Source organism: Aeromonas sp. 604282 (assembly GCF_049170575.1).
Taxonomy (GTDB): domain Bacteria; phylum Pseudomonadota; class Gammaproteobacteria; order Enterobacterales; family Aeromonadaceae; genus Aeromonas; species Aeromonas veronii_A.
Genome location: NZ_JAAKMV010000002.1, coordinates 1 through 18,360, shown reverse-complemented (window position 1 = coordinate 18,360; position 18,360 = coordinate 1). Strand labels below are relative to the sequence as shown.

Annotated in this window: 11 protein-coding genes; 9 read left to right on the top strand and 2 right to left on the bottom strand. The window is 55.9% G+C overall.

Features of this window, described 5'->3' with window-relative positions; all coding sequences use genetic code 11:
• The first annotated feature begins 16 nt into the window (after positions 1–16).
• Both G5367_RS03160 and G5367_RS03155 read left to right on the top strand, forming a co-directional pair.
• Positions 17–673 (top strand): amino acid ABC transporter permease, encoded by a 657-nt coding sequence (locus G5367_RS03160; protein WP_178378368.1) that lies wholly within the window; start codon positions 17–19, stop codon positions 671–673.
• On the top strand, positions 670–1,431 hold the full coding sequence (locus G5367_RS03155) for an amino acid ABC transporter ATP-binding protein (RefSeq protein WP_042056191.1): 762 nt from the start codon (positions 670–672) through the stop codon (positions 1,429–1,431). The genes G5367_RS03160 and G5367_RS03155 overlap by 4 nt, the downstream gene beginning before the upstream one ends.
• A 140-nt stretch (positions 1,432–1,571) precedes the next feature.
• Here G5367_RS03155 and G5367_RS03150 read toward each other — a convergent pair whose 3' ends face one another.
• Together G5367_RS03150 and gltB are read right to left on the bottom strand one after the other, a co-directional pair.
• Positions 1,572–2,987 carry an FAD-dependent oxidoreductase gene (locus G5367_RS03150; RefSeq protein ID WP_005346752.1) on the bottom strand — a complete coding sequence of 472 codons (1,416 nt, stop codon included), beginning with the start codon at positions 2,985–2,987 and terminating at the stop codon, positions 1,572–1,574.
• 12 nt (positions 2,988–2,999) lie between these two features.
• Positions 3,000–7,457, bottom strand: a complete 4,458-nt coding sequence (gene gltB, locus G5367_RS03145) for a glutamate synthase large subunit (protein ID WP_421243795.1) — start codon at positions 7,455–7,457, stop codon at positions 3,000–3,002.
• A 612-nt stretch (positions 7,458–8,069) separates the two neighbouring features.
• Here gltB and G5367_RS03140 point away from each other — a divergent pair.
• The 7 genes from G5367_RS03140 to G5367_RS03110 all read left to right on the top strand — a co-directional run.
• Entirely contained in the window at positions 8,070–8,999 is a 930-nt protein-coding gene (locus G5367_RS03140; protein ID WP_042083735.1) for a TIGR01212 family radical SAM protein, read from the top strand.
• 377 nt (positions 9,000–9,376) lie between these two features.
• Entirely contained in the window at positions 9,377–11,521 is a 2,145-nt protein-coding gene (locus tag G5367_RS03135; protein ID WP_335844055.1) for a type I secretion system permease/ATPase, read from the top strand.
• Positions 11,514–12,947: an HlyD family type I secretion periplasmic adaptor subunit gene (locus G5367_RS03130; RefSeq protein WP_203117815.1), complete on the top strand. Its 1,434-nt coding sequence runs from the start codon at positions 11,514–11,516 to the stop codon at positions 12,945–12,947. Before G5367_RS03135 ends, G5367_RS03130 begins: the two co-directional genes overlap by 8 nt.
• A 37-nt stretch (positions 12,948–12,984) precedes the next feature.
• Positions 12,985–14,310 (top strand): TolC family outer membrane protein, encoded by a 1,326-nt coding sequence (locus tag G5367_RS03125; protein ID WP_005346740.1) that lies wholly within the window; start codon positions 12,985–12,987, stop codon positions 14,308–14,310.
• A 135-nt stretch (positions 14,311–14,445) separates the two neighbouring features.
• A complete protein-coding gene (locus tag G5367_RS03120; RefSeq protein WP_421243924.1) occupies positions 14,446–15,198 on the top strand; it encodes a transglutaminase-like cysteine peptidase in 753 nt (250 codons plus the stop codon).
• A 3-nt stretch (positions 15,199–15,201) separates the two neighbouring features.
• Positions 15,202–17,127, top strand: a complete 1,926-nt coding sequence (locus G5367_RS03115; RefSeq protein WP_421243794.1) for an EAL domain-containing protein — start codon at positions 15,202–15,204, stop codon at positions 17,125–17,127.
• A 269-nt stretch (positions 17,128–17,396) separates the two neighbouring features.
• The coding region (locus G5367_RS03110; RefSeq protein WP_421243793.1) for a retention module-containing protein at positions 17,397–18,360 on the top strand (964 nt) is incomplete at its 3' end.

Below are 18,360 nucleotides of genomic sequence, written 5' to 3'. Positions count from 1 at the left end.
AGCCTGGTTGCAGTTAATGATCGACTCTTTTTGGCCCCTGCTTAGAGCGGGGCTTATTTTTACCGTGCCACTGACCCTGATCACCTTTGTCTTGGGAATATTGCTCGGCTTGCTGGTGGCGCTGGCCAGATTATATGGCCCGACACCATTGGTGGCACTGGTTCGTTTTTATGTCTGGCTTATTCGTGGTACGCCGCTGCTGGTGCAGCTCTTTCTGATTTTCTATGGCTTGCCGAGTGCTGGCATTGTGCTGGATGCCTTCACCGCCGCGGTGATCGGGTTCACCCTCAACATCGGCGCCTACAGCTCTGAGATCATCCGCGCTACTCTCGCGGCGATCCCGAAAGGGCAGTGGGATGCAGCCTATTCGATTGGCATGAACTGGCCCCAGGTGATGTGGCGGGTGATCCTGCCGCAGGCGGCGCGCATTGCGGTGCCACCGCTTTCCAACACCTTTATTTCGCTGGTGAAGGACACCTCGTTGGCGGCGGCAGTGACCGTGCCTGAGCTGTTTCAGGCGGCCCAGCGGCTCGCCTCTGTCACCTATGAGCCGCTGATCCTTTACATAGAGACGGCCATCATCTACCTGCTGTTTAGCTCGGTGCTCTCCACCTTGCAAGACCGGCTGGAGCGCAAGTTGACCCACAAAGAGACCCGGGAGGTCGCCCTATGATCCGGTTGCGTGGTATCGAGAAGCAGTTTGGCGGGCAGCGGGTGCTCAAGGGGATCGATCTTGCCATGGTGGCGGGCAGTGTGACCGCCCTGATTGGCCCCTCCGGCAGTGGCAAGAGCACCCTGTTGCGCTGTGTCAATGTGCTGGAGCGGCCGGATGCGGGGCACCTGGTGCTGGGGGGGGGCGAACTCGATTTTTCTCACCATCTGCCTCGCCAGAGCGTGCAGGCATTGCGCCAGCAGACCGGCATGGTGTTCCAGAATTTCCAGCTGTTCCCGCATATGACGGTGCTGGAAAACGTTATTGAGGGATTGGTGACCGTGTTGAAGTGGCCAAGAGCGAAAGCGGAGGTGCGAGGCTTGCAACTGCTCGACAAGGTGGGGCTCAGGCACAAGGCCGAGGCGGTGCCTGCCACCCTCTCCGGTGGCCAGCAGCAGCGGGTTGCCATTGCGAGGGCGCTGGCGCCATCGCCCAAGGTACTGCTCTGTGATGAACCCACCTCGGCGCTGGATCCCGAGCTTGCCCAGGAGGTGGTGACCGTGCTGCGCCAGCTGGCCCGCGAGGGAACCACCATGCTGATTGCTACCCACGATCTGCGGCTGGCAGCCCAGATAGCGCAGCAGGTGATCTTTCTGGAGGCGGGTGAGGTGGTGGAAGCAGGCAGCGCACGCCAGATGTTCACCACTCCCAAGCGGGCGCGTACCTTCGAGTACATCTCCACCCTCACCGAGCGGTTGCCGGAGAGCTGGAGCATCTAGCCGCTCCCCGGACGGGAGTGATAGGTGACAAGTCGCCAGCGAGAACTCCTAGCCTTAAATTCCGAGCCTTAAATTCCTAGCCTCAAAAGAAGAGCCCCGCACTGGCGGGGCTCTGTTTGGGTTGACTGCGGAAGTGCAGGTTAGACCGCCAGATAGTCCATGATCCCTTCGGCGGCTTTGCGCCCTTCGTAGATGGCGGTCACCACCAGATCGGAGCCACGCACGGCGTCGCCACCGGCGAACACCTTGGGATTGCTGGTCTGGAAGGCATACTCCGCCTGTTCGCGGGCCTTGATGCGATCCCGGTTGTCGAGCTCGATGCCAAACTCCGCCATCCAGGGTTGGGGGTTGGGTTGGAAGCCAAACGCCATCACCACCGCATCGGCAGCCAGCACTTGCTCGGAGCCCTCGATGACCACCGGGTTGCGGCGGCCATTGGCATCAGGTTCACCCAGCTCGGTGCTCACTACCTTGATGCCGACGGTGCGACCGCTGGCATCCAGCTCGACCGCCACCGGTTGCAGGTTGAACATGAACTCAACCCCCTCCTCGCGGGCGTTTTTCACCTCCCGCTTGGAGCCCGGCATGTTCTCCTCGTCGCGGCGATAGGCACAGATCACCTTGGCGGCGCCCTGACGGATAGCGGTACGCACGCAGTCCATGGCGGTATCACCACCGCCCAGTACCACCACCTGCTTGCCGGCGAAGTCGATGTAGTCGGCTTGTGCCTTCTCGAAGCCCAGCAAGCGGTTGGCGTTGGCGATGAGGTAGGGCAGGGCATCATAGACTCCCGGCGCCTCTTCGTTGGCAAAGCCACCCTTCATGTACTTGTAGGTGCCGACCCCGAGGAAGACCGCATCGAACTCGCCGAGCAGGTCGGCGAAGGTGATGTCCTTGCCCACTTCGGTCTCGAGACGAAACTCCACGCCCATCCCCTGGAATATCTCGCGGCGACGCTGCATCACCTCTTTTTCCAGCTTGAAGGAGGGGATGCCAAAGGTGAGCAGGCCGCCGATCTCCGGATATTTGTCAAACACCACCGGGGTGACGCCATTGCGTGCCAGCACGTCGGCACAGGCGAGACCCGCCGGGCCGGCGCCAATAACGGCGACCCGCTTGCCGGTCTTGACCACGTTCGAGAGATCGGGCTTCCAGCCCATCTCGAACGCCTTGTCGGTGATGTACTTTTCGATGTTGCCGATGGTCACCGCGCCGAAGCGATCGTTGAGGGTGCAGGAGCCCTCGCACAGGCGATCCTGCGGGCAGACCCGACCGCACACTTCCGGCAGGCTGTTGGTCTGGTGGGAGAGCTCCACCGCCTCAAGAATGCGCCCCTCTTTGGCCAGTTTCAGCCAGTTGGGGATGTAGTTGTGGACCGGACACTTCCACTCGCAATAGGGGTTGCCGCACTCGAGGCAGCGATCCGCCTGCATCTGTACCTGCGGCTGATTGAAGGACTCGTAGATCTCCACAAACTGGATTTTGCGGATCTTGAGCGGCTTCTTGGGCGGGTCGACCCGCTGCACATCGATAAACTGAAATACGTTCTGGCTCATAGGGTTCCCTCCTTATTGCGCCTGGATTCTGAGTTCTGCACTGGAACGGCTGGTGTGACCCAGCAGCGATTTCACGTCGCTGGACTTGGGTTTGATCAGCCTGAACTTGGGCACATAGGAGTCGAAGTTGGCCAGGATCTCCTCGGCGCGCGAGCTGCCGGTCTCATTGAGGTGCGCCGTGATGATGCCGCGCAGGTGCTCCTGATGGATGGCGAGATCCGCCACGTCCAGCAGTTCCACCAGCTCGGGGTTGGTGCGCTTGGCGAAGTTGCCGCACTCGTCGAGCACGTAGGCAAAGCCGCCGGTCATGCCCGCCGCGAAGTTGACGCCGGTCTGACCGAGCACGGTGACGATGCCGCCGGTCATATATTCACAACCGTTGTCGCCAATCCCCTCGACCACCGCCAAGGCGCCGGAGTTGCGCACCGCGAAACGCTCGCCGGCAGTGCCCGCGGCGTAGAGTTTGCCGCCAGTGGCGCCGTAGAGGCAGGTGTTGCCGATGATGGCCGCTTCATGGGATTTGAACGCCACGCCGACATGGGGCTTGATCACCAGCTTGCCGCCGGTCATCCCCTTGCCCACGTAGTCGTTGGCATCGCCGGTGAGGATCATCTCAAGGCCACCCGCGTTCCAGACGCCGAAGCTCTGGCCTGCGGTGCCGTTGAAGTGCACTTTGACCGGATCCGCCGCCATTCCCTGATTGCCGTGACGTTTGACAATCTCGCCCGAGAGGCGCGCACCCACCGAGCGGTCGGTGTTGCGAATGTCGTAGCGGAACTCGCCACCGCTTGAGGTTTCCACCGCTTCCAGCAGATCTTCCACCATTTTCAGGTTGAGCGGCCCCTTGTCGAAGGTGGGGTTGTGCTGCTGGCTGAAGAGGCTGGAACCTGCCGGTGCTACCGGACGGGCCAGAATGCCAGAGAGATCCAGCTTGGCCTGACGAGCGGTGAGGCCGGGCAGGGCTTCCAGCAGATCGGTGCGGCCAATCAGGTCGGTCAGCTGGGTGACGCCGAGCTGGGCCATCAGCTCGCGGGTCTCTTCGGCGATGAACTTGAAGTAGTTCATCACCATCTCCGGCAGGCCGGTAAAGTGCTCGCGACGCAGCTTCTCATCCTGAGTGGCAACGCCGGTGGCGCAGTTGTTCAGGTGGCAAATACGCAGGTATTTGCAACCGAGCGCCACCATGGGGCCGGTGCCAAAGCCGAAGCTCTCGGCGCCGAGGATGGCCGCCTTGATGATGTCGAGGCCGGTTTTGAGACCACCATCCACCTGCAGCCGCACCTTATGGCGCAGACCGTTGGCGACCAGCGCCTGTTGGGTCTCGGCCAGACCCAGCTCCCACGGGGAGCCGGCATATTTGACCGAGGTGAGGGGGCTCGCGCCAGTGCCACCGTCATAACCGGAGATGGTGATGAAGTCGGCATAGGCCTTGGCCACGCCGCAGGCAATGGTGCCAACGCCGGGTTCGGAGACCAGTTTCACCGACACCAGACAGCTCGGGTTGATCTGCTTGATATCGAAGATGAGCTGGGCCAGATCCTCGATGGAGTAAATGTCGTGATGCGGCGGCGGTGAAATCAGGGTCACGCCGGGCACGGAATAACGCAGCTGGGCGATCTGGGCGGTGACCTTGTCACCGGGCAGCTGGCCACCCTCGCCGGGCTTGGCACCCTGCGCCACCTTGATCTGCACTACATCGGCGTTCATCAGGTAGTGGGGGGTGACACCGAATCGGCCGGAAGCCACCTGCTTGATGCGGGAGTTCTTCTCGGTACCGAAGCGCTTGGGATCCTCGCCCCCTTCACCGGAGTTGCTCTGACCGCCGAGGCGGTTCATGGCGACAGCCAGCGCCTCGTGGGCTTCAGGGCCGAGGGCGCCGATGGACATGGCGGCGGAGTCGAAGCGGGGGAACAGCTTGTCGGCTGGCTCAACCTGATCCAGCGCGACCGGATTGTCGACTTTTTTCAGGGCCAGCAGATCGCGCAGGGTGGCAACCGGGCGCTCGTTCACCAGACGGGCGTACTCCTTGTAATCGGCATAGTTGCCGGAGCGCACCGCGGTTTGCAGGGTCTGCACCACATCCGGGTTGTAGGTGTGGTACTCGCCGCCGTGGACGAACTTGAGCAGGCCGCCATGGGGGAGGGGCTTGCGCACCAGCCATGCCTGACGGGCCAGATTGTGCTGATCCTGCTGGATGTCGGCAAAATCGGCACCCTGAATACGGTTCGATACGCCGCGGAAGCAGGTATCGACCACCGATTTGGCCAGACCCACTGCTTCAAACAGCTGGGAGCAGCGGTAGCTGGCGACCGTGCTGATGCCCATCTTGGACATCACCTTGTAGAGCCCCTTGTTGATGCCGTTGCGATAGTTGACCATCGCCTGGCGCAGGGACATGGTGAGCACGCCCTCTTCAACCTGTTTGGCCAGGGTTTCGTAGGCGAGATAGGGGTAGATGGCGGTCGCGCCAAAGCCCAGCAGCACCGAGAAGTGGTGCGGGTCACGGCAGCTTGCAGTTTCCACCAGAATGTTGGCGTCGCAGCGCAGGTTGTTGTCCACCAGGGTACGCTGTACTGCACCCACCGCCATGGCGGCCGGGATCGGCAGGGTGTCGGCGCTGATGTCGCGATCCGACAGCACCAGTAGTACGGTGCCACTCTTGGCTGCGGCTTTGGCCTCATCGCAGATGCGCACGATGGCTGCTTCCAGCCCCTCTTCTGGCTTGAAGTTGAGGCTGATCACCTGATGACGGTAGTACTCACCTTCCAGTGCCAGCAGCTGGTGGAAGTCGGAGTAGAGCAGGATCGGTGACTGGAACAGCACCCGGTGGGCGTGGCCGAAGGTCTCGTTGAAGACGTTCTGCTCGCGACCGATACAGGTGGCCAGCGACATGACGTGGTTCTCACGCAGCGGATCGATGGGCGGGTTGGTCACCTGTGCAAACATCTGGCGGAAGTAGTCATAGAGGGTACGCGGGCCGGAGGAGAGCACCGCCATCGGGGTATCATCCCCCATGGAGCCCACCGCCTCCTGACCATTTTCACCGAGAACCCGGATGATCTGATCCAGCTCCTCGAAGGAGTAGCCAAACAGCTTCTGATAGGTTTTCAGCTGGTCGTCGGAGAACTCGCGGCTACCGGTCTGGCTGTCGTCCATCTGCTCGAAGGGGACCAGTCGGCGGCAATGTTTGTCCATCCACTGTTTGTAGGTGTGGCGGGTCTTGAGATCGTCATCGATCTCGAAGCTGGTCCACACCTTGCCGTTGCTGGTATCCACCACGAACAGCTCGCCAGGGCCGACCCGGCCCTTCTCCAGCACTTCGTCCGGGGTATAGTCCCAGGTGCCGACCTCGGAGGCGAGGGTGATGAACTTGTCCTTGGTGATGACGTAGCGGGCCGGACGCAGACCGTTGCGATCAAGTGCGCAGGTGGCGTAGCGACCGTCGGTCATGACGATACCGGCCGGGCCGTCCCACGGCTCCATGTGCATGGAGTTGAAGTCGTAGAAGGCGCGCAGGTCATCATCCATGTTCGGATGTTTTTGCCATGCTGGCGGGATCAACAGGCGCATGGCGCGGAACAGGTCCATGCCACCGGCGAGGAAGAGATCCAGCATGTTGTCGAGGCTGGAGGAGTCAGAGCCGGTGGTGTTGACGAAGGGGGCCGCTTCCTGCAAATCGGGGATCAGCGGCGTGGCAAACTTGTAGCTGCGCGCCTTGGCCCACTGGCGGTTGCCGGCGATGGTGTTGATCTCGCCGTTGTGGGCCAGATAGCGAAACGGCTGCGCCAGCGGCCAGCGCGGGCTGGTGTTGGTGGAGAAACGCTGGTGGAAGACGCAGATGGCCGCCTGCATACGGATGTCGGCGAGATCCAGATAGAAGCGCGGCAAGTCCACCGGCATGCACAGTCCTTTATAGACGGTGACCAGATTGGAGAGGCTGACCACATAGAAGTAGTCGTCGTTGACGCGCTTTTCGATGCGGCGGCGCACGATATAGAGGCGGCGCTCGAGATCCTTGTCGACCCAGCCGGGCGGGGCGTTGACAAAGACCTGTTCAATGCTGGGCAGGGAGGCTTTGGCGATGGTACCGAGTACGTTGGTATCGACAGGCACCTTGCGCCAGCCGACCAGACTCAGGGTCTCTTTTTCCAGCTCTTCGTCGATGATGTCGCGGGTCTGCTGGGCCAATACGGGGTCAGGGTTGAGAAACAGCATGCCGACCGCATAGTTGCGGCCAAGGTGCCATCCCTTCTCCTCGGCGACAGCTCTGAAGAAGCTGTCCGGTTTTTGCAGCAGCAGACCGCAACCATCGCCGGTCTTGCCATCGGCGGAGATCCCGCCGCGGTGCTGCATGCGAGCCAATGCTGACATCGCGAGACGGACAAGCTTGTGGCTGGCTTCCCCTTCCATGTGGGCCAACAGGCCGAAGCCACAGTTATCCCTCTCCAGCTTTGGATCATATAGTGACATTGCATTTCTCCCTTGCTCGGCCTTGTATCGCACAGTCATCACCTGACTGCATAAATTGCGATTGGCTCTTGTGGTTCCGTCTGCCTGACGTGGCGAATCTCCAAACTAATGGGATTTTCTGGCGAGGTCAATCGCAGGTCAGGTTTGTCTTCATGGTTACATTCGCATAACAAAATGTCGGGTTAGGGGGATTCGCTCGCAGTTATGAAGTATTTATTCTGTGTTGTTTGATTTTGTTGGTTAAATATATCGCCATTGACAGGCTCAATGGTGTGCTCGGCGACGATGGGCGAATGTAGTAATTTTACCAACCCGATGTGGCCGACAGCGGAAGGGATCACATTTTCAATATCCCATGCTTGCAATTGTGTGCTGTCGGGTCTCTTTGAATTTCTCATTGTTCAACAGTGGGTTATCAGGTCTCATTTTCATATGGATGTTTACTGTTTGAATCGTCAAAGAACTGTAAAAATCCTTTTTTTTGCGCTTTTTCTCTATATTTATTCAAAATTGGTCGGGTATTTATATGTTTTACCCTCTCCGCTAGCTTGATCCAGCTCAGCCCCTGTTTTGCGCAAGCTCGTACAATGGCGCTCCTTTAGCGGAGGTGTCATGCAGTTACACGAACTCGTCAATACATTCGGTCAGGATCTCAAGCAGCGTCATGGTCAGAAGATCCACAAACTCTCCATCCACGGGGCCTTCACCTGCCCGAACCGTGACGGCACCCTGGGCCGCGGTGGCTGCACCTTCTGCAATGTATCCTCTTTTGCTGACGAGTCGGCTCAGCAACTCTCCGTGGTGCAACAACTGCTGGCTCGCCGGGACGAAGTCACCCGTGCCAAGCGCTATCTTGCCTACTTTCAGGCCTATACCAGTACCTATGCCGAGGTCGAATATCTGCAGCGGATGTATGAAGAGGCGCTGTCGGTGAGCGATATGGTGGGGCTCTGCGTGGGCACTCGCCCCGATTGCGTACCGGATGCGGTGCTGGATCTGTTGGCGGGCTATCAGGCCCGGGGTTACGAGGTGTGGCTGGAGCTCGGGCTGCAAAGTGCCAATGACAAGACCCTGCAACGGATCAACCGCGGCCACGGTTATGCCGCCTATGAGGATGCGGTAAGACGTGCCCATCAGCGCGGCATCAAGGTATGTGCTCATCTGATCGTCGGCCTGCCGGGCGAGGTGCCAATGGACAGCCTCGATACCCTGCATCGCATCGTTGAGACCGGTGTTGAGGGGATCAAGCTGCATCCGCTTCATGTGGTTGAGGGTAGTACTCTCGGCAAGGCGTGGCAGGCTGGGCGCCTTGAGGTATTGACGCTGGAGCAGTATGTGGAAGCGGCCGTTGCCATGATCCAGCACACGCCGCCCGAGGTGGTGTATCACCGGATTTCGGCCTCCGCGCGCCGTCCGACTCTGTTGGCGCCAGCCTGGTGTGAAAACCGCTGGACAGCCATGGCGGACATTGCCAAAGCACTCTCATTGAACGGCCCGCAAGGTCACGCGTTGGGCAGACCCTTCATACTTCCTGACCTATAATTGAGCGCCAGATTATTATTTTCACGTAAAACATAGGGTTATATAAAAAACTTCATACCCTAAACTATAGTTTTGGTACGTGCCGGTTGATATAGTGGTGCGCCATAATAAATGTCATTATCAATTAACTCCGGCATTCACCCTGATTGCAGTGTTAGCATGGTGTTGATGAGCCGATTATTTTTACCAATAACGAATCATGCCGCCATTGCTGCTGTGCCGGGAAATTGGGGATGAGTGTCGCGATCTATCTGGACAGGTTTATCCCCTGATCAGTCTCATCAGCGGGAAGGCCACTCGGTTTTAGCGTGGCTATAGCAGGGAAATATGAGCGATGAACGCTCTTATCTACCTCATTTATGCAGTGACAGGATGCTATGCAAGCAGAAACAAGTCGTATTGATGAGTTATTGGAGTGTCTGGTCTTCTTGACCCGCTTTTATGGTGTGCCCAACAGCCAAGATGCCCTGACGACCGGGTTGCCACTGGTCTCCGGGCGCCTGACTACCGCACTCTTTTGCCGTGCTGCCGAGCGGGGCGGGTTATCCGCCCGTGAAGTGATACAGCCACTGGCCGATATTTCTCCCTTGCTGCTGCCTTGTGTATTGCAGATGCGCAATGGTGGCGCCTGCATTTTGCTGGAGTGGAACGAAGATCGCAGCCAAGGGAAAGTGATTTTCCCGCAGGCAGGTGATGCAGCCCAATGGCTAACCGCAGCCCAGTTGGGTGATGAGTATCTGGGGCGCCTCTTCTACGTGAAGAAGCAGTTCAAGTTTGACGAGCGCTCTCCCAAGGTGTTGGAAACCCGTGATGGACACTGGTTCTGGAGCACCTTGTTCGAATCCCGCGGCATCTATCGCGATGTGCTTATTGCCTCCATTCTGATCAACCTGTTTGCCATTGCCAGCCCCCTTTTTACCATGAACGTCTATGACAAGATTGTGCCCAATCTGGCATTTGATTCACTCTGGGTGCTGGCGGTCGGGGCCATGGTGGTCTTTACCTTCGATTTTGTGATGCGGCAGCTACGCAGTTACTTTATCGATATCGCCGGAAAAAAGTCTGATGTACTGCTGTCCGCCAAGATTTTCGCCAAGGTGATGGGCATGCGGATGGAGTCTCGCCCCGCTTCCACCGGCGCGTTCGCCAAACATCTGCAGGAGTTTGAATCGGTGCGGGAGTTTTTCACCTCCGCGACGGTTTCTACTCTTATCGATCTGCCCTTTGCCATCTTCTTCCTCTTTATTATCTGGATGTTTGCCGGCGTGATGGTGGTGGTCCCTATCGTCGCCATGCTGATCCTGATCGCTTACAGTTTTTATATTCAGGAGCCCCTCAAGCAGTCCATCGAAGAGGGATCACGTCTTGCATCCCAGAAGAACGCCAACCTGATTGAAAGTATTTCCGGGCTGGAAACCGTCAAAATTTTCGGTGCGGAGAGCATGTTCCAGCATCGCTGGGAACAGGCTGTCTCTCATATTTCCACCTGGGGCGTACAGACCCGCCGTATTACCAACTCCATGTCTTCACTGGCTAGTTATATCCAGCAGGTGGTGACGGTCGGTCTGGTGATCGTCGGTGTTTACCAGATCTCCGAAGGCTTGGTCACTATGGGTGGCATGATTGCCGCCGTGATGCTCTCCAGCCGTGCCATTGCGCCCATGGTACAACTCTCGGTGTTGTCGACCCGTTATAACCAGGCCAAGTCTGCACTGGATATTCTGGAAAAAATCATGCAAACCCCGGGGGAGCAGGAGGAGGGCAAGCAATATATCCATCATCCGGTGCTTGCCGGTCGAATTGAATTCGAGAATGTTTCGTTCAAATATCCGGGAATGGAAACTAGCACTCTGCACAATATCAATTTGCGCATTCAGCCGGGCGAAAAGGTGGCGATTATCGGTCGGATTGGGGCGGGTAAAACGACCCTTGAGAAGCTGTTGATGGGGCTGTATCGACCGACCGATGGTTCTGTTCGCCTCGATGGTTTTGAAATCGACCAGCTGCCTCCGTCAGTGATCCGCCGCAATATCGGCTGTGTACCGCAAGATGTCATTCTCTTCTTTGGCTCCGTGCGAGACAATATCATGCTGGGTAATCCGCTGGTGGATGACGTGAGAGTCTTGCGCGCCGCCAAGCGGGCGGGTGTTACCAACTTTACCAACCGCGATCCCAACGGGCTGGATCGGCAGATAGGCGAGGGTGGCCGTCAGCTTTCCGGTGGCCAGCGTCAGTCGATCCTTCTGGCACGCGCCCTGCTTAATGATCCCCCCATTCTGGTGATGGATGAGCCGACCTCCAACATGGACAACCAGTCCGAGATGCAGGTCAAACAGGAGCTTGCCAGACTGGGCCCGGAAACCACATTGATCCTCATCACTCACAAAACCTCGATGCTGGATGTGGCATCGCGAGTGATCGTCATCGAGCAGGGACAGATAGTGGCTGATGGCCCCAAAGAGGTGGTGTTACAGCAGTTGAAGGAAGGCAAAGTGCGCGTGCAGGAGGTGTCCCATGGTTAAGGGGCTCATGGACTGGTTCAAGCGCAGCAAAAAGGCGCCTTCCGGCGATGTATTGCCGGCGCCCGAGCATCTGGAGTTTGTCGATGACGGTGCGGCAGCTGTGCTGCTCACCACGCCGACCGGTGCCCGCATCCTGTTGTGGTGTTGTTTCCTCTTTTTCATGAGTGCCATCGTCTGGGCGGCCTGGGCTGAGCTGGATGAAGTCACCGTGGGTCAGGGCAAAGTTATTCCGTCACGCCAGCTGCAGGTGATCCAGAACCTGGAAGGGGGGATCGTCAAAGAGATCTTCGTCAAAGAGGGGGATATCGTCGAAAAGGGGCAGCCGCTGCTGCGTATTGATGACACCCGTTTCCGCTCCGACTTTAGAGAACGGGAGCAGGAGGTGGTCACTCTCAAGGGGGATGTGGCTCGTCTGCGCGCTGAGATGGCCAGCGTCGAGGTGAAAAACGACCCGGCACTGGGGTGGCGTGAGCAGGTCGTGGTAGGCGAAGCGCCAATCCAGTTCCCCGATGGTTATGAAACCGTCTTTGCCGAATATGCGCACCGTGAGCGCTCTGTACAGCGGGATCGCCTCAATAACCTGAAGAACCAGCTCTATATTCTTGGTCAGCAAATCGAACAGAAAGAGCAGGAGCTGATTGAACTGAATGCCAAGATCCGCACTGTGAATCGCAGTGTGGATCTGGCCAGACAAGAGCTGAATATTAGCCGTCCACTGGCGAAAGAGGGCATAGTGCCGCAAGTGGAGCTAATCAAGCTGGAACGGCAGGTTAACGAAATGCAGGGGGAACTGGAGAGTAACCGTCTGCTGATCCCAAAACTCAATTCGGTGCTGCGTGAGACCATCTCCAAGCGTAATGATATTGCGCTGAAGTTCAGGGCAGACTCCCAGACTGAACTGAATGAGAAACAAGGGCGACTTGGCCAGTTGTCAGAAGGGCAGGTTGGCTTGCGAGACAGGGTTGACCGAACCAGCGTAATTGCTCCGCTCAAAGGAACCATCAAGAAGCTCAAGATCAACACGTTGGGCGGTGTGGTTCAGCCCGGCATGGATCTAATGGAGATTGTGCCGCTGGAGGATACCTTGCTGGTAGAAGCCAAGGTGTCACCGAAAGATATCGCCTTCCTGCGACCGGGGCTGGATGCTATCGTCAAAATTACTGCCTACGACTTTACAATCTATGGAGGATTGCATGGCAAGGTTGAACAGATAAGTGCTGATTCGATCCAGGATGAGGAGGGGAACTCCTTTTATCTGGTTCGGGTTCGGACAGAGAAGAGTTACTTGGGCGATGAGCTTAACGCACTTCCCATCATCCCCGGTATGTTAGCCAGTGCTGATATCATTACTGGTAAAAAAAGTGTCCTAGACTATTTGCTTAAGCCGATCTTACGGGCAAAGCAGTCGGCACTGAGAGAACGATAAGCCAACAATCTAAAAACAAAACATGACTGGAGATAACATGAAAAAAACGATTGTTGCCATGCTGGTCAGTGGCTGCACCCTGATCCCGAGTTTGGGTCAGGCTCAGACTCTGGAAGAGTCGGTGGCACAGACACTTGCTACGCATCCCAAGATCAAGGAAGCCTTTGATCTGTATCAGGCACGACTCTATCAGCATGATGGAGCCAAGGGTGGCTATTATCCTACGATCGATCTGCGTGGTGGCGTAGGCTATGAAAAAACTGACAGCCCTTCTACCCGTGCTGCCAGCGCCAACAGCAATATCGATGATTCCATGACTCGCAAGGAGGCTGGACTCAGTTTGCGGCAAATGTTGTTTGATGGCTTTGATGTCAGCAACAACGTCTCCCGAACTGAAGCTGAAGCCAATGCCCAGCGTCTGGCGATGATCTCCGAAGCTGAAAATACCGCGCTGCGAGTAGCTGAGGTCTACCTCAATATGCTGCGTCAGCAGGAGATCCTGGAACTCTCCAAACAGAACCTGGAAACCCACGAACAGATCCGCAGCGACATCAGCAAGCGGACTGATTCAGGGCTTGGTTCTACTGCGGATCAGACCCAGATTGAAGGTCGTGTTGCCCGGGCCTATTCAAATCAGGCCGCTGCCGAAAATAACTATCGCGATGCAGAGAGTGAATTTATTCGTGTCGTGAACGAGGTACCCAAAGACCTGGTACAGCCGGTTCCCAATACCGAGCTTATCCCGACCAGCCTCGATAGTGCTCTGAAAACAGCGACCGAAGTCCACCCAACCCTGCTCTCTTCCCTGCAGGATATCGAAGCGGCCAAGTATCAGCATGAAGGTGCGAAATCCGGTTTCTACCCCAATGTGACATTCGAGGTCGATCAGAACTGGAATGAGGATATCGATGCGGTCAAAGGGCGCAACGATGATCTGACCGCAATGGTGCGGATGCGTTACAACTTGTTCCGTGGCGGTTCTGACGTGGCAGAGAGCAATGCAACATCGGCGCTCTACTCTCAGGCGAAAGACATTCATTTGAATGCGTTCCGTCAGGTGGAGGAGGGCACTCGTCTGGCCTGGAACGCGAAAGAGTCGCTGGCCAAGCAAAAGACCTTCCTGAAAGAGCATGTTGATGCCAGCTATGACACCGTACAGGCATACAAGAAGCAGTTTGGGTTGGGTCAACGGACATTGCTGGACGTATTGAACACCGAGAACGAACTGTTCGAGGCGCGTCGCAGCTATATCACCGCCGAGTATGATGCACTGCTGGCGGACTATCGCATTCTCAATGCGACAGGTAGCCTGCTCAATGCATTTAGCGTCAAACAACCCGCTGAATGGCAGGCCAGGCAATAACCATTTGTCCATGATCCAGCCGGGATGATGAACGCTAATATGGTGACTGCTGCTGGCAGTCACCATATTTGGCTAAAGCAGGTGGTTGCTCGGGTTTTGAGGAGTGCAGCAGCAATAATGCAGCAGGAATATGATGTGACACTCCAGTGCAATAATGGTGGCAGATGGTGTTATCTCCTCAATGAATGGAGACACCTAGCCCTACGTGTTCTGAGCCGCTCCTTATGGATCCTGCTGTTGCCCTTCTCACTTCTGCTCTGTGCCAGTCAGCCTTTGCCACAGGAAGATCTCAACTTGATCAAGCGGGCGGAGCAGACCTATGGAGTCAGAGCCGGCAAGCGTGTGGCCAGTTGGCGTATGCTGGTCATGGAGACGAAGGGCAGGGCCCTGAGCGAAGAAAAAAAACTTGAGCGGGTAAATAATTTTTTCAATCGGATGCGCTTTATTGATGATATCAAGTTGTGGCGCAAAAAGGATTATTGGGCAACCCCGCTGGAATTTTTGGGGGCAGCCGGGGGAGACTGTGAAGATTTCAGTATCGCCAAATACTCTACGCTGCTCGAGCTTGGGATCCCGGATGATAAAATGCGGATGGTGTATGTCAAGGCTCTTGATTACAACCAGTTTCACATGGTGGTGGCATATTATGAGACACCCTCTTCCGTTCCGGTTATTTTGGATAATTTGATCGGCTCGATTCGCCCTGCCACACAGCGGCGTGATTTGGTGCCTATTTACAGTTTTAACGGTAGTCACTTGTGGTTGATGAAGGCACGAGGCCAAGGGGAACTGGCTGGTCAATCATCCCGCTTGGGATTATGGAATGATTTACGCAATCGCATGACCTCGGGGCGATTGGCTCGGCCAGTGGTGAATTTGGATGATTAACCTATGACGCTCTATCGACAGTTATTAGCCACCATGCTGCTGCTGTTTGGATTGTTATTTGCGGCCACATACTGGGTGCAATTCAATTCAACCCGCACCTATCTGGCGCAGCAACAGGAAACAACGGTCATCAATACGGCAACCTCGCTGGGGCTTGCGCTCACCCCCTATCTGGAAAACGGTGACAAGGTCGGTGCCGAGTCGGTGATCCAGGCCATCTTTGATGGCGGCTATTATCGACTGGTTCGCCTTGATCTGCTGGCATCAAAGGATGTCATCGAGCAGGAAAATACCAACAATATTCAGGGGGTGCCGCAGTGGTTTGTGAATTTGGGTCTGTTTCCTGAGGTATCCAACGAGTCAATTCTGACATCTGGCTGGTTGCAGCTTGGAAAATTAAAAGTAGTGGGTCACCCCGGCCAGGCTTATTACGAGTTGTGGCGGGGTATGAGTGAGCTGGCGAGCTGGTTTCTGGTCGGATTTTTGATCACCACCATTTTGTTGATGAGAGCACTCAACTACTTACTCAAGCCACTGAAACAGATCTGTGATCAAGCCGTCGAGATCGAGCTGCACCATTTCGGCCATACGATCCCGGAGCCTAAAACCCATGAATTGAAGCAGGTCGTTCAGGCGATCAACACCCTCTCAAGCAAGTTGGCGCTGCAGTTTAAAGAGCAAGCCGATGAGGCCGAGAAATTGCGTGAGCGGGTTTATGTCGATGCCGTGTCGGGACTGGGCAACAGAGCCTATTTTGTAGGCCAGGTAAACGCATGGATAGCGGAGGCTGGCCAAGGTGGCGTCATGCTGGTTGCGGTCGACATGCTGGATGATATCTATCGCGATGAAGGCTTTGCTGCCCGCGACAACATGGTCAAGTCGATAGCTCAGGCTTTGAAAGAGCAATTAAAAGGGTGGGATGGCGCAGCCTTGGCACGGATCTCCGCGACGGAATATGCGCTGCTCTGTCCAACTGACGATCTGACTCAGCTAAAAGAGCTGGCTGAAGTGATTAATAGCCGCATTGCCGATCTGGTGGTGAATCCAATGGGCGAAGGGGATGCGCTCTCCGTCATTGGTATTGCCGGTCGTGATGGCAATGATGATCTCTCCGCCTTGTTGACCAAAGCCGATAATGCGCTTGGCAAGGCGCGTAATGAACGCCGTGGTGCTGTGGTGATGGAAGGAGGCACCGAGCAAGGTTTGATGGGGCGTTTGGCCTGGCGAGATCTGGTACAAGATGCCATTTCACGACAACTTTGGCGCTTTAAAGCTCAACCAGCTTGCCGGTTTGATAATGGTGCCAGATTACATGCCGAACTGTTTGCGTCTATCTCTCGGGATGGCACAGACTATTTTGCCGGTCAGTTCTTGCCTGCGATTGAACAGTTCAAACTGGGTGGCGAGTTTGACCAAGCGGTGCTTGATGCTTGCGTTCCATTACTGCAAAAACAGTCTGATCTGGTACTGGCGATCAACATCACTGCTGGCTCGCTCTGCTCGGATGAATTTTTAACTTGGCTGACGTGCTATCTGACCGAGCATGCAGAGCTGAAAGAGCGGTTGTTATTTGAAATACCTGAAGCTGCCATCATGAAACATAAAGACAACGTGGCTGCGTTGGTGGGCACCTTGCAAGCTCATGGCTTCCAGTGGGGGGTTGACCACTATGGTCGTCACTTCCAGTCTCTGGGCTATCTGGAGGAGTTGTCGCCGGCTTATGTCAAGGTCGATCACGGTTATACCAGTCAGGTCATGGAGCCGGGGGCTGACACCTCATTCCTAGCTGCAGTGTGTCGCGCCGCACACAATGCTGGTGTGACCACCATTGCAACCCGCGTCGAAGATCAACATCAAGTGGAACTGCTTTCCAAGTTGCATATCGATGGTTATCAGGGATTTGTGCATCCTGCCTTCCCCCTATCTTGATTGATATGTGCATCACAAATTAGGCCCCGAAAGGGGCCGTTTTTATATCAATAAATTATGTTTTTTGATTTTTTTATTATCAAATCAACATGAGGTCTATTTGGTTTTGCTCATATCCTTATGATTTTAAAAAAGAAAAACTAATCTTTCGATTTTATTCTCTATATCTGTTTGAGAGCAGTCAAATCTATACATTATTGCAACGGAAAAGCACGGTATCTCCCTCTACGGTGTAGACATCAAGATCTGTCACCATTGGAGCAATGGATATGCGTACCCAAATCATCGACAAGTCCGTGGTTGTCTCTGCGATTGAAGGTAATGTGGAGATTGTGCTGGCTGATGGAAGCAGCCGCCCTCTGCAAAGAGGGGAAATTCTCCAACCCGGGGCCAAATTAGCCATAGCGGATGATGCAAAGCTGGCTCTTTCACCTTACGACGATACTCCTGCATCGGATGTTCCAGCAGGTTCCGAGTCTGCTGAATCTGCTCAACCGCAAGTTGCGGCAAGCCAGGAAGGTGCTCCTTCAGATATTGCCGCATTGCAAGAATCTATTCTGCAGGGTGTTGACCCGACTCAAAACTTTGAGGCTTCTGCTGCCGGTGGGGCACCAGCAGCAGGTGGTGGCGGTATTGGTGGGGTAGCGGGAGCAAGCGGCAACGGTGGTTTTGTCACCATTGATAGAACTGGTGATGCGACAATTGCCGAGGCCGGTTTTGATACTAATTATCAGGCTGCTCCCTTTATTAATACAGAGCAAGTGCCTGAACCACTGTTGGAACCAGAGCCAGTAACGAATATCTTGCTGGATGAGAGCGAAGTATTTTCGATGGATGAAGATACTGCCGTCAGTGGTGATCTTTTGGTTAACAGTACCAACCCCGATGGCCCCCTGACTCAATCCATCATTAGCTATAGCTGGGGCAGTAATATTGATGTTCCCGCTGGTGTGACATCGATCCTGACTGGGATTGGTACGCTAGTCATCAATAGTGATGGCTCTTTTACCTTTACCCCCGCCCCTGACTATTCTGGCGCGGCTCCTACGGTGAGTTATCTGGTCACCGATAGCTCCGATGTTGTTACTTCTACCTTGACACTTACAGTGGCACCACAAGGTGACATCGACTTCAACGTCGAGGCGCTGAATGCGGGGGCGACCGAAACGGATGGCACGGTACAGGTGCTGCTGACCAACACGGTGAGTATCAGCGATGGCGACGGGTCAGAGA

Excerpts from the sequence above, each read along its gene's own strand:
- G5367_RS03135 (WP_335844055.1), top strand. The coding sequence starts at position 9,377 with ATGCAAGCAGAAACAAGTCGTATTGATGAGTTATTGGAGTGTCTGGTC.
- G5367_RS03150 (WP_005346752.1), bottom strand. The coding sequence starts at position 2,987 with ATGAGCCAGAACGTATTTCAGTTTATCGATGTGCAGCGGGTCGACCCG.
- G5367_RS03160 (WP_178378368.1), top strand. The coding sequence starts at position 17 with ATGATCGACTCTTTTTGGCCCCTGCTTAGAGCGGGGCTTATTTTTACC.
- G5367_RS03155 (WP_042056191.1), top strand. The coding sequence starts at position 670 with ATGATCCGGTTGCGTGGTATCGAGAAGCAGTTTGGCGGGCAGCGGGTG.
- G5367_RS03130 (WP_203117815.1), top strand. The coding sequence starts at position 11,514 with ATGGTTAAGGGGCTCATGGACTGGTTCAAGCGCAGCAAAAAGGCGCCT.
- G5367_RS03125 (WP_005346740.1), top strand. The coding sequence starts at position 12,985 with ATGAAAAAAACGATTGTTGCCATGCTGGTCAGTGGCTGCACCCTGATC.
- G5367_RS03115 (WP_421243794.1), top strand. The coding sequence starts at position 15,202 with ATGACGCTCTATCGACAGTTATTAGCCACCATGCTGCTGCTGTTTGGA.
- gltB (WP_421243795.1), bottom strand. The coding sequence starts at position 7,457 with ATGTCACTATATGATCCAAAGCTGGAGAGGGATAACTGTGGCTTCGGC.
- G5367_RS03140 (WP_042083735.1), top strand. The coding sequence starts at position 8,070 with ATGCAGTTACACGAACTCGTCAATACATTCGGTCAGGATCTCAAGCAG.